Source organism: Streptomyces sp. NPDC050448 (genome assembly GCF_040655295.1).
Lineage (GTDB): Bacteria > Actinomycetota > Actinomycetes > Streptomycetales > Streptomycetaceae > Streptomyces.
In genome coordinates, this window is sequence record NZ_JBFAJR010000008.1 from 127,005 (window position 1) to 142,323 (window position 15,319).

General features: G+C 72.0%; 7 protein-coding genes. 6 read left to right on the forward strand and 1 reads right to left on the reverse strand.

Translation table 11 applies throughout. The features are described 5' to 3' along the window. Positions 1-28: 28 nt before the first annotated feature. From AB0I68_RS12925 to AB0I68_RS12935, 3 genes are read left to right on the forward strand one after another with little or no spacing between them, the layout of a single operon-like run. On the forward strand, positions 29-1,822 hold the full coding sequence (locus tag AB0I68_RS12925) for an ABC transporter ATP-binding protein (protein WP_363177288.1): 1,794 nt from the start codon (positions 29-31) through the stop codon (positions 1,820-1,822). A 16-nt stretch (positions 1,823-1,838) separates the two neighbouring features. Beyond that, a complete protein-coding gene (locus AB0I68_RS12930; RefSeq protein ID WP_363177290.1) occupies positions 1,839-2,927 on the forward strand; it encodes an ornithine cyclodeaminase family protein in 1,089 nt (362 codons plus the stop codon). Further along, positions 2,924-4,528 (forward strand): amino acid adenylation domain-containing protein, encoded by a 1,605-nt coding sequence (locus AB0I68_RS12935; protein WP_363177291.1) that lies wholly within the window; start codon positions 2,924-2,926, stop codon positions 4,526-4,528. Before AB0I68_RS12930 ends, AB0I68_RS12935 begins: the two co-directional genes overlap by 4 nt. On the opposite strand, the gene AB0I68_RS12940 is transcribed toward AB0I68_RS12935, so the two are convergent. After that, positions 4,504-5,340: a putative nonproteinogenic amino acid hydroxylase gene (locus AB0I68_RS12940; RefSeq protein ID WP_363177292.1), complete on the reverse strand. Its 837-nt coding sequence runs from the start codon at positions 5,338-5,340 to the stop codon at positions 4,504-4,506. The two genes, AB0I68_RS12935 and AB0I68_RS12940, sit on opposite strands and share 25 nt — an antisense overlap. A gap of 276 nt (positions 5,341-5,616) precedes the next feature. Between AB0I68_RS12940 and AB0I68_RS12945 the strand changes: the two genes are divergently transcribed. Genes AB0I68_RS12945 through gntD form a run of 3 tightly spaced genes read left to right on the forward strand, consistent with a single transcriptional unit; the run spans position 5,617 to position 15,292 of the window. After that, positions 5,617-12,594 carry an amino acid adenylation domain-containing protein gene (locus AB0I68_RS12945; RefSeq protein WP_363177293.1) on the forward strand — a complete coding sequence of 2,326 codons (6,978 nt, stop codon included), beginning with the start codon at positions 5,617-5,619 and terminating at the stop codon, positions 12,592-12,594. Then, a complete protein-coding gene (locus AB0I68_RS12950; protein WP_363177294.1) occupies positions 12,584-14,218 on the forward strand; it encodes a condensation domain-containing protein in 1,635 nt (544 codons plus the stop codon). Before AB0I68_RS12945 ends, AB0I68_RS12950 begins: the two co-directional genes overlap by 11 nt. 36 nt (positions 14,219-14,254) lie before the next feature. After that, positions 14,255-15,292, forward strand: a complete 1,038-nt coding sequence (gene gntD, locus AB0I68_RS12955; RefSeq protein WP_363177295.1) for a guanitoxin biosynthesis L-enduracididine beta-hydroxylase GntD — start codon at positions 14,255-14,257, stop codon at positions 15,290-15,292. Positions 15,293-15,319: the final 27 nt, after the last annotated feature.

A 15,319-nucleotide genomic window follows, 5' to 3' on the forward strand; every position in this document is an offset into this window, starting at 1 on the left:
CCGACAGCCGCCCTCAGAGGAGTGCCCAGTGAGTCTTCCGGTAGCCGACGCGACGACGGTCCGCCGTCACGTACGGGGCCTGGTGCGCAGCCATACCGGCCTGCTGACCCGCACCGTGCTCTGGTTCGTCCTCGCCACGGTCTGCGGTCTGGTCGTACCCGCCCTGCTGGGCGGTCTGGTCGGGCAGGTGGAGAAGGGCATCACCACCGACCAGGTGGACATCACCGTACTGGTGATCGCCGGACTCCTCCTGCTCCAGGGCGTGTTCACCCGCACCGCCCGCCTCCAGGGGGCCCGGCTCGGTGAGCTGGTCCTGGCCGACATCCGCGAGGGGTTCGTACGGCGGGTCCTGACCCTGCCCCTGCACACGGTGGAGAAGGCCGGGGCCGGCGATCTGCTGACCCGCAGCACCCGCGACGTGGATGCGCTGTCCAACGCCGTACGCATGGGGGCGCCGTCGATCCTGGTGGCGAGCCTCTCTGTGGTACTGACCCTGGTGGCGCTGGTCGTGACCAGCCCGATCATGGTCCTGCCGTGCCTCATCGCCGTCCCGCTCATCGTCTTCTCGACCCGCTGGTACCTGGCACGTGCGCGGGAGGCCTACCTGGCCGAGGCGGCCACCTACTCCGACCTCGCCCAGGGCCTCTCCGAGACGGTGACCGGCGCCCGCACCGTGGAGTCGCTGCACCGTTCCGGCTCGCGCATCCGTCGCACGGACGAGGACGTCGAGCGGGCGAACGGCGCGGAGCGGCGCACGCTGTTCCTGCGCAGCGTCTGGTTCCCGCTGATGGACTTCGGCTACGTGCTGCCGGTCGCCGCCACGCTGCTGTTCGGCGGCCTCTTCTACATCGAGGGCTGGGTGAGCCTCGGCGAGGTGACCGCCGCGACCCTCTACACCCGGGCCGTGATCGACCCGCTGGACGAACTCCTCGGGTGGCTCGAAGAGTTGCAGGTCGGCGACGCCTCGCTGGCCCGCCTGATCGGCATCGAGGCCGGGGCCGGCCCGGAGAGCGACTCCGGTCGGCGGCCCGAAGGCGACCTGCTGGCCGCGGAGGGCATCGCCTATGCCTACCGAGCCGGTCACGACGTGATCGAGGACGTCAGTCTCAGCGTCGGAGCCGGTGAGCGCATCGCCATCGTCGGCCCTTCGGGGGCGGGGAAGTCGACCCTCGGCCGTATCCTCGCGGGGATCAACGAGCCGCGCACCGGTTCGGTCACGCTGGGCGGAGTGCCGGTCCACGAACTGCCGTTGGAAGAACTGCGCCGGCACGTCGCACTGGTCACGCAGGAACACCACGTGTTCCTCGGAACCGTGCGCGAGAACGTTGCACTGGCCGCGCCGGACGCCACGGACGAGCAGGTGACGGCGGCCCTGGCGGCCGTGGCCGCCGAGGACTGGGTCCAGGCCCTCCCGAACGGTCTGGACACGGAGCTGGGCACCGACGAGAACCCGGTGTCACCCGGCCGGGCACAGCAACTGGCCCTGGCCCGGCTCGTCCTGGCCGATCCGCACACCCTGGTACTCGACGAGGCCACCTCGCTGCTCGACCCGCGGGCCGCCCGCGACCTCGAGCGTTCGCTCGCGGGCGTGCTGCGCGGGCGCACCGTCATCGCCATCGCCCACCGGCTGCACACCGCCCATGACGCGGACCGTGTCGTCGTGATGGAGGCCGGCCGCATCACCGAGCAGGGAGCTCATGACGAGCTCGTCTCGGCGGGGGGTGCGTACGCCGGGCTGTGGGAGTCCTGGCACGGGCGCGGCCCCTCGGCCTCTTCGAAATCCTCTGTTCCTTCACCTTCTTCGGACCAGCCCGCACACTGAGCGCCAGGAGAGACCCTTGCATGCCGAGCGCACGCTGATAGTCGACGCCGAAGCCATCGCCACCATCGTCTCGAAGGTGGGGCTGGGGCAACTCTACGATCTGACGATCGCCCGTCTGGAAACCGTTCTCGCCACCGGCCGCGACGCACCGGTGGAGATGAAGCAGCGGGACGGATTCCTCATCGAGACACCCCATTTGGGCCTGCTGGAGTGGATGCCCGCGATCCGGCACGGCGCCACCGTGTCCATGAAGATGGTCGGCTACAACCCACACAATCCGGTCAAGAACCAGCTGCCCACCATTTTGTCCACCTTGTGCGCCTTCGATGCGGACAGCGGCCACCTGCGGACGGTCATCGACGGGACCTTCGCCACCGCCATCCGTACGGGCGCAGCGTCCGCGCTGGCCAGCCGGGTGCTGGCACGTCCGGACTCCGCGGTCCTCGGCCTCGTGGGCTGCGGCGCGCAGGCCGTGACACAACTGCACGCCCTGTCCCGGGTCTTCTCCTTCTCCGAGATCCTGGTGTGCGACGAGGACGTGCGGGCGGAGAACTCCTTCGCGGCCAGGTCCCGGCTGCCTGCCGGGGCCGTTCGGATCGCGCCGCTGGCGGAGGTGGAGGAGCGGGCCGACGTGCTGTGCACCGCCACCTCGGTCGCGCCGTACGCGGGCCCGGTCATCAAGGGAACCAGCCTCAAGCCCTGGGTGCACGTCAACACCATCGGCTCCGACATGCCGGGAAAGACCGAGCTGCCGCTGGAGCTGCTGCGCAACGCGGTCGTCGTCCCCGATCACGTGGCGCAGGCGCGAGCCGAGGGCGACTGCCAGCAGCTCGCTCCCGAGGAGATCGGGCCCTCGCTCTCCGAGATCCTCCTGGACCCGGAGGCCCACCGGAAGCTGTCCCCGGTCACCACCGTGTACGACTCGACGGGCCTGGCGCTCCAGGACCTCGTCATGGTCGAGGTGTTCGAGGAGCTCGCACGCGACCTCGGTGTCGGTCACCGCATCGCCGTCGAGGCGACCGCCGACGACCCGCAGGACCCCTACTCGTTCCTGCCGGAGCCGGTCACCCGGTCCTGGGAGGGGCAGCCGGGGGCCCGGCGATGACCGCGGCGGCCCCTCCCCCGGGGCACGCCGGGCCGGTGGTGGACACCGGCGTGTCCTCGGTCCTGGAGCTGATCGACCGCGAGGTGGCCGCGCACCCGGGGGCGCCCGCGGTGCGCGAGCCGGGCCGGGAGGTGACGTACGCGGAACTCGACCGTCTCGCGGACACCGTCGCGAGCCGGCTCGGGCGCGATTTCGGCATCGGGCGCGGTGACACGGTGCTCATCGCCGCGCGGGCGGGAGCCGACTTCACCGCGGCGGTCCTGGGCACGCTGCGAGTCGGAGCCGCCTATCTGCCGGTGGACACGACGTACCCGCCCGAGCGCATCGAGCAGATTCTGCGGGCGAGCAGCGCGGCCCTGCTGGTCCTGGCCGATCCAGGGGCGCTGGACACCGGTGCCTCGGGGACGCGGGCGACCGGTCTGGCGGGTCTGGTGGCACCGGATCCGGCGGGCAGCGCGGCGCCGGCGGCGGTCCGCCGGGCGCCGGCGCCGCAGGATCCCGCGTACGTCATCTTCTCCTCCGGATCCACCGGCAACCCCAAGGGCATCGTCCAGACCCACCGCTGCCTGGCCAATTTCATCTCCTGGCAGGTGGACGGCTCCGGGCTCGGGCGCGGACGGCGGGTCCTCCAGGTGGCACCGCTGACCTTCGACGTGTCGGTGCAGGAGATGTTCTACACGCTCGCCTCGGGCGGTTGCCTGCATGTGCCGGAGCCCCATGTGCGGCGCGACCCGCGGGATCTGATCGACTTCGTCATCGACGAACGCATCGAAGTCGTGGACTTCCCGCAGTCGCTCATCGACGTGGTCATGACGCTGCCGACGAACTTCGAGCACGCCGCGGACCTGCGCCACATCATCAGCGCGGGCGAGACGGTCCGGGTGACGGAGGCTCTGGAGGGATTGCTGACGCGCCGGCCGGAGATCACTCTGCACAACCATTACGGGCCGGCCGAGAACCACATGGTGGCCAGCCACTCGATGAGCGGGGCGGCCGGCAATCTCGAACCGAGGCCGCCGGTCGGGTCACTGGTGTGGAACACCTACGTCTACGTGCTGGACGAGCACGGCGTGCCGGTGCCCGACGGGGAGGTCGGGGAGGTGTACATCGGCGGTGTGGGCGTGGCCCTGGGGTATACCGATCCCGAGCTGAGCCGCACCGCGTTCGTTCCCGATCCGTTCCGTCCGGGCGCCCGGCTGTACCGCACCCGGGACCGGGGGGTGTGGCGGGCCGACCAGACGCTCCAGTTGCTGGGCCGGATCGACGACCTGATCAAGATCCGGGGCAATGCCGTGGAACCCCGGGAGGTCGAGGCGCGCCTCGCCGGCTTCACCGGGGTCAAGGACGCCGCGGCGTTCGCGGTGGTGCGGGCCGACGGGGCGGTGGAGCTGCACGCTGCTCTCACCGGTGATCCGCCGCCGGCCCCGGAACTGCGCCGGGCGCTGCTCGCGGTCCTGCCCGACTACATGGTGCCGGTGCGCTGGTGGCTGGTGGACGGTCTGCCCGTCTCACCCAACGGCAAGCTGGACCGCAAGGCCCTGCCCGGCCACGGGGCGCAGCCCCTGTCCCTGGTGCCTCACCAGTCGAACGCCTCGCGGTAGCCGCGCTTCTCGATGCAGTACGTCCGGAACGCCCTGGCCTTCTCGACCAGTGCGTTGTCCCCGGTGCGCACGGCGGCTTCGACGAACCAGTCGAACGCCGCCGTCGCATCGGCCTGGCGCGTGAAGGGGACCTCAGCGAACTTCCGGAAGGAGGCGCGCAGGTTGGTGGCGTTCATATCGGCCGCGGAGGACAGCAGCTCCGCCACGTCGGCGTCCGAGACCGGAGGACGCGAAATGATTCGGACGGGGAGCTCCGACTGGATGTCGTTCTTTATTTCAACGGGGGTTTCGGCATCCGCGAAATCGAGGCAGAGAGACAGCCTGGCGAGCGGTGAAACGCTTCGGGCCGAGTGCGGGACCGTGGTGTGGATTTTCCACACCTCGCCACGCCGGAGGTGATAGACGATGTCGTTCTCGGAATGCAGGGAGTCCTCGTCCGTACGCAGGGGTATCTGAAGCCTGGTACCTGGCTCGGAGAATTCCAGAAAATCGACGTGTGGCGCGAGAATTCCGTCACTGAGGCCGAATATGCGGACCCACTGAAGCCTCTCGAGAGGGAAGTTGTCGGTGACGAGCGACATGATTCCGGGAAGCTTTTTGCCCAGGTCAGTGAGGGTGAGTTGGCCCTTGTAGGGCCGGAAGGCCGTATCCGTGCCACTTCCTCCGGAGTTCGCAAGGACATGCGCGGACCAGAAGCCGAAGGAGAATGCATCGTACTCGCCTCCGGCATCGTTTGAATCGATGATCGAAAGCTCTTCGGCAATGTCGTAGGAATCGATCGGAAGCGTGGCGAGCCTTTGTGATTTGAGCATGCGAGATCCCGTCGGTTGAGGAGTGCACCATGGTGCCGGACGCCGATGATCGGCAATCATAACGACCTGGAGAAGAGAGGGCAATGGCCAACTGCGGGCATCGGATTCGCGATTGACAAGGCCCATTTTCCTTGCGCAGGATCTTAAGGCGCCGTCATGTTCCACAGAACCATCGAAGGTATCGGGTGAGCGTACGAAATGCTGAGTGACAATGCCCTGAGTGAATCCTGGCTCGCCCGGTTGGCGGCCGGCTGCGGAGTTCCGTTCCTGGATGTCGTGTCCTGCGAAAGAGACACTCCCGAGTGCGTCCTGGAACCCGCGGTCACCGAGCGGCTGGACGCCCTGACCGGCGGCGACGCGACCGGCCTCCTGCTGCTGACCGTCGCGGCCACCCGGCTCGCGCTGGCCGCGCTCGACGAGGAACCCCGGCATGTGGTCCTGGTGCCGGAGCCCACCCCGTCGCCCGGGACGGACTCCGGCACGGACTCGGCGCCACGCGAGCTCGCGCTCTGCGCTCCCCTCGACCGCGAGGCACCGGCCTCGGCCTTCCTGACGGCGCTGCACACCGAACTCGAATCCGCCCTGCCCCTCGCCTGGCCCGACCGGGAGGCGATCGCCTCCCGTCTGCGGCTCACCGGTGTGCCCGTGGGCAGTGCTCTCGGCCGGCTCGGCGTCGTGTACGAGGAGGCGGGCGGGAAGCTGCTGCAGCCCGTCGGCCTGTGCCTGGCCCTGCGTCGGGCCGGCGGCCGGCTCACCCTGACCGCCGAGGCGGACGGCGAGCTTCCGGTGGCCGCGGCGGCCCTTCTCCGGTGCACGGCGGCCGCCCTCGCGGAACTCGGCCGCTCACCTCGGCGGCCGGTCACGGAGCTGGACGTCCTCGGTCCCGCACAGCGCGCCGAGCTGGAGCGGTGGTCGGGCCTGCCCGTCGTGACCGACTTCGCCGACGCGACCCTCACCGGCATCGTCGACGACGCCGCGGACCGCTTCCCGGATCGCGAGGCGGTGTCCGACGGCACCGTGGTGTGGAGCCACCGGGAGCTGGCGCTTCGCTCGGCGCGCGCCGCGCGCTCTCTCACCCTCGACCACGGCGTGAAGCCGGGCGACCGGGTCGCACTGCTGCTGCCCAAGAGCCCCGAACTCGTGCTGGCGGTCATGGCGGTACTGCGGGCGGGCGCCTCGATGGTTCCCCTCGACCCCTCGCACCCGACGGAGCGGGTCGCCCGTCAGCTGCGCCTGAGCGGGGCCGTCTGCGTCATCTCCGCAGAGGACGAACTGCCCGGGCAGGTGGCCATCCCCGTGGTGTCCCCGCAGGCGCTGGCCTCCGAAAGGCCCGAAGGCCCCGGGGCTGCGGCCGGACCGGGTCCCGACGACGAAGCCATCCTCTTCTTCACCTCCGGATCGACCGGCCTCCCCCGCCCGGTGGCGCTCACCCACCGTCAGCTCGCCCACAAGACCCTCGCCTCGGGGCGGCTCCTCGGTTTCGACGAGGAGAGCCGGTGCGCCCTGCTGTCGGCGGTGACCTCCGACGCCCTGACGTACCAGATCTTCACGACGCTCGCCGCGGGCGGCTGCGTGGTGGTCATGAGCTCTCCCCAGACGCTCTCGCCCGCGGAGTTCTGGGCGGCGACGCGGCGCCTGCGCGTGAACGTCGTCAACTGTGTCCCCTCCCTGCTCGCCGTGATGGCCGAAGGGCTGCCCCCAGGGGCCGCCGAAGAGATCCGCATCTGCCTGCTGGGCGGCGACGAGATCCCGGCGGGGCTCCTGCCCCGGCTGGCGGACCGACTGCGCGTGGGCACCTTCGGCAACCTGTACGGGCCCACCGAGGCCACCATCGAGGCGACCACCTTCACCTGCCCCGGATCGGCCTTCCCCGAGTTGACCACGGTCCCGGTCGGCAGGCCCTCCGAGGGCTTCGGCGTGCTGCTGCTCACCCCGCACGGGGACCACGCCCCGCCCGGCATCCCCGGCGAGATCCACGTGCTCGGCCCGGGCGTGGCCCGCGGCTACGCCGATGACGAACCGACCGGCCCAGGGCGGTTCTGCGAGCTCCCCGCGCACCCCGGCGTCCGGGTGTTCCGGACCGGCGACTTCGGCCGCTGGAACCACCAGGGCGAGCTGGTCTTCCTGGGCCGCCGGGACAACCAGATCCAGATCCACGGCAACCGGGTCGAGCTCGGCGAGGTGGAGGCGGCCCTCAGCTCCGTCGCGGGCGTCGTCGCCGCCACGGTCCTCCCCTTCACCGCCCCCTCGGGACCGCCCACCGTCGTGGCCGTCTACACCTCGGACCAGCGTCTCGAACCGGCCGACGTGCGCCGCCGGCTGGCACTCCGGCTGCCCGGCTACATGGTCCCGGGCCGCATCCTGCGACTCGACGAGCTGCCCGTCACCCTGCACGGCAAGATCGACCGCGTGGCCATCCTGGCCCATGTGGCGGGCCTGGACGGGCAGGTCTGGCAGCCTGACGACGAAGCCGACCGCACCGCCGCCCGGATCTGGGCCGATGTGCTCGGCTCCGCGCCGCGTGCCGGGGACGAGGACCTCTTCGCGGCGGGCGGCCACAGCCTCACCGCCGCCGTCCTCGCGGGCCGCCTCGGCGCGGCTGCCGGCGGCGGCGTGATCACCGTCCGCGACGTGTTCACCGCCCGCACTCCCGAAGGGCTCGGCGCGCTGCTGCGCCGCGCCGCCGCCGACGGGTGTGCGGACCCCGCCCCCCGGACGCCGTGGCCCGAGACCCCGGACCCCGTCCCCGCGAGCAACGCCCAGCGCCGCATGTGGTTCCTCGAACAGTACGAGGGCGGGGAAGTGCGCCCGTACAACATGGTGGAAGCCTTCCGGCTGCCCGGCTCCCACGAGGCGGCCGACGTGGCGGACGCGCTGGAGCGGACGGTGCGCAGGCACCAGGCCCTGCGCACCGTGTTCCGCGCCGACCCCGACGGCCTGCGCCAGATCGTGCTGGCTCCCGAGCGGGCCCGGCCCGGACTGCGGGTCCACCGGGCGGACGCCGAGGGCGCCGCCGGTCTGCTGCGGCGCATCGCCGATGCGGAGCAGCGCCACGTGTTCGACGCTGCCGAGGGTCCGCTGCTGCGGGCTCACTGGATCGTCGAGGACGGGCGCCCCGGCGGCACGCTCCTGCTGTCCGTTCACCACAGCGTCTGCGACGGCTGGTCGTTCGCGGTGATCCTGCGTGACCTCCAGCGGTTCCTGAACGGCAGGGAACAGGTACCGGAGCCCACGCAGTACGGTGCGTACGCGCTCGGTCAGCACGCCTGCCGGGACGACGCACAGAGCAGCGCGTTCTGGCGGCGCACCCTGGACGGCGCGCCGAGCGTTGACCTGCCGTTCGACCGGCACCGGCCGACGGAGCGCAGTTCGGCGTCGGGCACGGTCCGGCTGACGCTCGGCGAAGGCACGACCCGGTCCGTGCAGGACCTGTGCCGGCAGCTCGGCACCACCTCGTACACGGCGATGGTGGCCGCCGTCCGTGTCCTTCTGCTGCGCTGGAGCGGGGCCGGCGACATCGTGCTCGGCACGGTCGTCTCGGGCCGCGACCGTCCCGAACTGGCCGACTCGGTGGGGCTGTTCGTCAACACCGTGGCGCTGCGCACCGCGGTCGGTCCGGAGCTCGGTTTCACCGATGTGGTCGCGGCCGTGGCGGCGCACGCGCGGGAGGTCCGCGCCCATGAGGAGTACCCCTTCGAGAACGTCGTGGAGGCCATGGGGCGCGAACGGATCACGGGGCGCAATCCGCTCTTCGACGTGCTGGTCGAAGCCACCGTCTCCGGTACGGACCCGCTGGGCACCGAGGAGGACCCGGCGGCCGAACACATCCGCCTGGACAGCGGCGCGGAGGGGTTCGACCTCGCCTTCAGCTTCAGTGAACCCGGCCCGGACCGTCCGATCGAGGTGGCGATCACCTACCGCGAGGATGTACTGGACGCGGGGACCGCGCACCGGCTCGCCGGCCAGCTCGACCACCTCCTGACCGCTCTGGCGGACGCCCCCGAGGCCCCCGTCGCCGCGGCCCCCCTGCTGCCCGATGCACAGCGCGCCGCGCTCATCGCGGCCGGTACCGGGGAGGGCGCCTCTGCCGCGCGCACCGCGGGCACCCTCCTCGACCTCGTACGCGCACAGGTGCAGCGCGCGCCCGAGGGCCGGGCCGTCGTCTGCGGCGACCGTGTCCTGACCTACCGGGAACTGGACCGCCGGGCCGATGCGCTGGCCGCCCGGATCGCCGCGGTGGCGCCGACCGGCCCCGACCGCGTGGTCGCGGTGCTGTGCGAGCGCTCCGAGTGGATGCCGGTCGCGTTGCTCGCCGTCCTCAAGACCGGTTCGGCGTTCCTTCCCCTCGATCCGCAGCAGTCGCCGGCCCGGCTGGCGCGGGTGCTCCGCGACAGCGGCGCGGTCGCCGCCGTCACGTCGGCGGACTTCACGCAGACCACGGTCGCCGAGGGCCTGCCCACGGTGACCGTCGGCGACGCGCCCGAGGCCGCCGCGGTCCGGGACGAGCAACGACCGCTCCACCCCGCCGGCCCCGCCGACCTCGCATACGTCGTGTACACCTCCGGTTCCACCGGAACACCCAAGGGCGTCATGGTGGAGCACCGCGGCATAGTCAACTCCGTGCGGTTCCAGATCGACCACTACGGCCTGGACGCCGGTGGGGCGATCCTCCAGGTCGATCCGATCCATGCCGACGCCGGCATCGCCGACGTGTTCGGCGCGCTCGGTTCGGGCGCGCCCATGGTGATCGTCACCCGGGAGCAGCTGCTCACGCCGGAGGATGTGGCCGCGGTGATGCGGCAGCACCCGATCCGCCATGTGATGCTCGTGCCGAGTCTCTACCAGATGCTGCTCGACGAGGTCGGCCCGGCGTTCCGCGAGGTGCGCGAGGTCGTGCTCGGCGGGGAGCGGGTCACCCGGGCGCTCGCCGCCCGGCATGCCGAACTCCTCCCCGGCGCCCAGCTGTTCAACGAGTACGGCCCGGCCGAGGACAGCGTGGTCACCACCGTGGAGCTGGTGGATACAACAGGGGCCTGCGGCACGCCGGACACCCGGTCCGGGACGGCTTCCGGCGACGCCTCGATCGGCCGCCCGCTGCCCGGCAAGTGGGTGGACCTGCTCGACGAGCGGGGCCGGCTGGTGCCGCTGGGAGCTCCGGGCGAACTGTGCATCGGCGGAGCAGGCCTGGCCCGCGGCTACCTCGGCGACGCCGAGCTGACCTCTGCCCGCTTCGTGACCAGCCGGGTACGCCCGGGAGAGCGCATGTACCGCACCGGCGACCTGGCCCGCCGGCTGCCCGACGGACGCCTGGAGTACCTGGGCCGGGCCGACGACCAACTCAAGATCCGGGGCAACCGGGTCGAGCCGAACGAGGTGGCCGCGGTCCTCGCCGAAGCCCCCGGTCTGCGCAACGCCGCCGTGCTCCCGACGACCGGCGCCGAACCACAACTGGTCGCCTACGTGGTCGGCGAGGCGGACCCGGTGGCACTGCGCCGGCACCTCGCGCAGCGGCTGCCCGCCTACATGATGCCCGCCGCCTTCGTGAGCCTGCCCGCCCTCCCGGTGGCCGCGGGCGGCAAACTCGACCGCCGGGCGCTGCCCGCGCCCGACGAGGTCCTGGCCGCCGCGGAATCCCCCGCTGCCGCCCGGCCGTTCACCCCGGCCGAGCAGCACGTCGCCGATGTGTGGACGCAGGTTCTGGAGCGTCCCGTCACGGACCCGGAGGCAAACCTGTTCGAGCTGGGCGGCCACAGTCTGGCCGCCGCGCGCATCGCGCACGCCCTGCACGTCAAGGTGGGCACCGTCTTCACCTTCCAGACCGTGGCGGCGCTCACCAAGGCACTGGAAGGGCAGTCGGCGAAGGCCGCAGCGGAGCGGGGCCCGGTCGCGGGGGCGTCCTCGGAGAGCGGGTTCCTGCCGCTGTCCCGGGCACAGCGCCGCGTCTGGCTGACCTCACGATGGGCGGGCTCGGACACCTTCATCATCTCCGACCTGGTACGGCTGGGCCGCCGGATCGATGCCGGCGCGCTCCGCAGCGCCCTTGCTGCCGTCGTCGAGCGCCAGGACATGCTGCGCGCGCAGGTCCTGCCCCGGGGAACGGATGCGGAGCTGACCGTGCTGGACCAACTCCCGGACGGCGCACCGCTGGTCGTCGTGGATCTGCCCGGCGCGGACCCCTCGGGGCCGGAGGTCGCGGCCGCGCTGCACGACGCCCGACGGGTCAGCTTCGCCCTCGACAAGGCACCGCTGTTCGAAGTGCGGCTGCTCGCGGGGCCCGTCGGCGGTGATCTGCTCACCCTCACCGCACACCACCTGATCTACGACGGCGCGAGCGTCGACGTGCTGCTGCGCGACCTGTTCACCGCGTACGAGCAGGCCGTCGCGGGCGAACCGCCCCGACTGCCCCGACTCCCCTACACCTACCAGGAGTGGGTCCGCGAGGAGCAGGAGTGGCTGGCCGGGGCCGAGGCGGAGCGCGAGACGGAGTTCTGGCGGGAGCGGCTGCGCGGCGTCGTGGAAGGGCCCGATCCCGTGGACCCGGCCCGCCGCCGCAGCCGCCGGGGCCGCACCGGGCTGGTTCGCCGCTCCCTTCCCGCAGACGTGCTCCGCGGCGCCCCCGCGACCCCGTTCGCGCAGGTGGTCACCGCATTCGCCCTCACCATGCACCAGCGCACCCGGGCCACCGACCTCGTCGTCGGTTTCGCCGCGGGGCTCCGCCACCGGCCCGAGGCCGACGCGCTGATCGGCTACCTGGTCAACGCGGTGCCCCTACGGGTCACGCTGGACGACGCGGTGACCGGAGGCGAGCTGCTGCCCCGGGTCCAGAGCGGGATCCTCGAGGCCTACGAACACTCCCGGCTGCCGTTCGACGTGCTCGCGGAACGGCTCGCGCTGCGCGCGGCACCCGGCCGCAGCCTGCTGCTCGACCTGGGCGTGAGCTGGGAGAACGCGGGCCTGCGCCCCGAGAGCCACGTGGTCGAGGACCTGCCGGTGAACGACCTGCCCGCCACCAGCGACCTCTGGCTGTACGCCCGCGTCAAGGGCGACGCCCTGCACCTCGACCTCACCTACGACGACAACCTGCTCGACGAGGCGGAGGCCGGCGCCTACGCCGATCAGGTCGCCGCGGTGCTGCGCACCCTGGCCACCGGCCAGTCCGCACCGCCCCCCGGCCCCCCGTCACCGACCGTTCCCCCGACCCCGCACCCGTCCGTACCCGGCTCTGTTTGGAGCGACACACACTATGACTTCTGACACCGCCCTCAGGCTCAGGGATGGGGCGACCCTGACCGGACCCGACCTGACGCAGCGACTGTGCGAGCTGTTCGCCGCGGCACTTGAACTGGACGACGTCACCGCGGACACCGACTTCTTCGTCGCCGGCGGACACAGCCTGTCCGCGCTTGACCTCGCGGTGGCCGTGGAAGACGCCTTCGGCGTGCGGGTCCGCGTGCGGGACATCTTCGACGCCGCCTCGCCCGCATTGCTCGCGGCCCAGCTGGTCCACCTCGCCGCCGAAGCCGCGGAACCCGCCGAGCCGCCCGCCTCGCGCCAACGGCCCGCCGCCGCGCTGCCCGGAGCCGAAGTCGCCGAAGCCACGCGCTGGCTGTGGCTCGAACGGCAGCGCGGGGACGGCGACTCCGGGGCCTACACGGTGCCCTGTCTGCTGGACGGCGAGGGCGTCGTGGACGTCGACAGGCTGGTGGCGGCGTGGGCCGGCCTGGCGCGGCGCCACCCGGCGCTGCGGACCGTCTTCCTCGAGGCCAAGGGCGAACCACGGGCGGTGGTCACCGACGACGTGCCGCCGTTGGAGGTCGTCGACCTGCGCGCGGACGACCCGGGCGACGCCCGGTTCGACTCCTTGGTGGACGAGCGCCTCGCAGTGCCCTTCGACCCGTCGACCGGCCCGCTCACCCGGACCACCCTGTTCCTGCGCGCCGACGCCCGGTGGTCGCTCCTGCTGCTCGCGGACCACCTCGTGTGCGACGGGCGCAGCCTGGAGATCCTCGCCACGCAACTCGTGGCGGCCTACGCGGACCCGGCTGCCGCCGGGCCGCCCGAGGACCGGCCCGCTCACCGCCCGACCGATCAGGAGGCCGCGCTCGACCACTGGCGTCGTGTGCTCCTCCCCCCTCCGGCGCCCCTGCCCCTCCCGGTGCGCGGTCCGCGGACGCAGCGGGCCGGCACCGCCACCGGCATCGCCGTACGGGAGATCGGCCCGGACGTGCTGCGCCAACTGACCCACCTGGGCAGGCGGCACCACGCGGGCTCGTTCGTGACGCTGGCCGCCGCCGTCGCCCGTACCCTGGCGGGGATCACGGGCAGCACGGACATCTGTCTGGGCACCCCCGTGGACCGGCGGGCCCGACTCGGCGCGAACGACGCGGTCGGCTTCCACGTCGCGACCGTCCCGCTGCGGCTGGACGTCCGGGACGAGATGTCGGCGGACGACCTCGTCCAGCAGGTCGCGCAGCGCACGGTGGACGCGGTGGACCACAGCGGGGTGTCCTTCGACACGCTCGTGGCGGCGCTCGCTCCACCGCGGTCCCCCGGACGGCTGCCGTTCTTCGACGTGTGGGTGGCCCTGTATCCCCGCATCGACACCGGACCGTGTCCGCCGGGCGGGATCGCCCTGCGCGGCGGGCCGATACCCCAGCGCGTCGGCATGTTCGAGCTGTCCTTCCAGTTCGTGGAACACGCGGACGGCATGCGGCTGTGGCTCCAGTACGACACCGAGCGTTATGCCGCGGACACCGCCGAGCGGATGGCCCGGCGGCTCGGCGACGAAGTGGCGCGCCTCCTGCGGGACCCCGCGGAGCCCGGACCCGAAGCGGCGCCGACGCCCTCGGCCTTCAGCGGCTTCCGGTTCGACGCCTGACCCGACCTGTTGCCCTTGCACATGAGGAGATCAACCATGACGACGTCCATCAGGCCCCGGACCGGGACAGAGCTGCGGCTGACCGCGGCGGAGGCCAGGCAGGTGTCCGAGCTGACACTGCGCCTGGCCGAGCAGTACCGCGCGGCCGACGACGAACGGCTGCTCCAGGAACTGCCGTTGCTCACCGGCGGACTGCCCGTCCGGGTCCGGCGCTTTCTGCGCGCCTTCTCCCTCGACCAGGCAGGCGGTTTCTGCGTGGTCAACGGTCATCTCGTGGACGACGAGCGCATCGGGCCCACGCCCGCGCACTGGAAGGACGAGACCCGGATACACCACGAACTGCCCGAGGAGATCCTCGTCCTCCTCTACGGTTCGCTGCTCGGCGAACCGTTCGGCTGGGCCACCCAGCAGGACGGGCACCTGGTCAACGACGTGTTCCCGATCCGCCAGTACGAGCGCGAGCTGCTCGGCACGGGCAGCAAGACACCGCTGACCCTGCACACCGAGGACGCCTTCCACCCCTACCGCGCCGACTACATCATCCTGTCGGCGCTGCGCAACCCGGACGCCGTGCCGGTCACCGTCGCGGAGGCGGACTTCTCGGTACTGCCGCAGGACGTCCTCGACGTCCTGTTCCAGAGCCGGTTCCGCATCGTTCCCGACAAGTCGCACCTGCCGGAGAACAACACGGTGCGCACCGACGAGGACCGGCTGGTCTTCGAGAACATCGCGCGCCTCATCGACGGGCTCGGCCTGGTGCCCGTGCTGACCGGCTCTCGGTCCCACCCCCTGCTGTGCTTCGACGCGACGCACATGTCGGCGCCCGAGGAGGACCCCGAGGCCGTACGGGCCTTCGCGGCGGCGGCGGAGCTGCTCGACGCCAGCCTGACCGACTGCCCGCTCGAGGCCGGCAGCTGTGTCTTGATGAACAACCACCGGGTGGTGCACAGCCGTAGTGCCTTCCAGGCGCGCTACGACGGCACGGACCGCTGGCTCAAGCGGGTCAACGTCACCCACGACCTCCGCAAGTCCCGTGCCATGCGCCGGTCCGTCGGCTCCCGCCTGATCGGCTAGCCGAAGACCCGCACACCGCAACGCAAC

Excerpts from the sequence above, each read along its gene's own strand:
- AB0I68_RS12935 (WP_363177291.1), top strand. The coding sequence starts at position 2,924 with ATGACCGCGGCGGCCCCTCCCCCGGGGCACGCCGGGCCGGTGGTGGAC.
- AB0I68_RS12940 (WP_363177292.1), bottom strand. The coding sequence starts at position 5,340 with ATGCTCAAATCACAAAGGCTCGCCACGCTTCCGATCGATTCCTACGAC.
- AB0I68_RS12950 (WP_363177294.1), top strand. The coding sequence starts at position 12,584 with ATGACTTCTGACACCGCCCTCAGGCTCAGGGATGGGGCGACCCTGACC.
- gntD (WP_363177295.1), top strand. The coding sequence starts at position 14,255 with ATGACGACGTCCATCAGGCCCCGGACCGGGACAGAGCTGCGGCTGACC.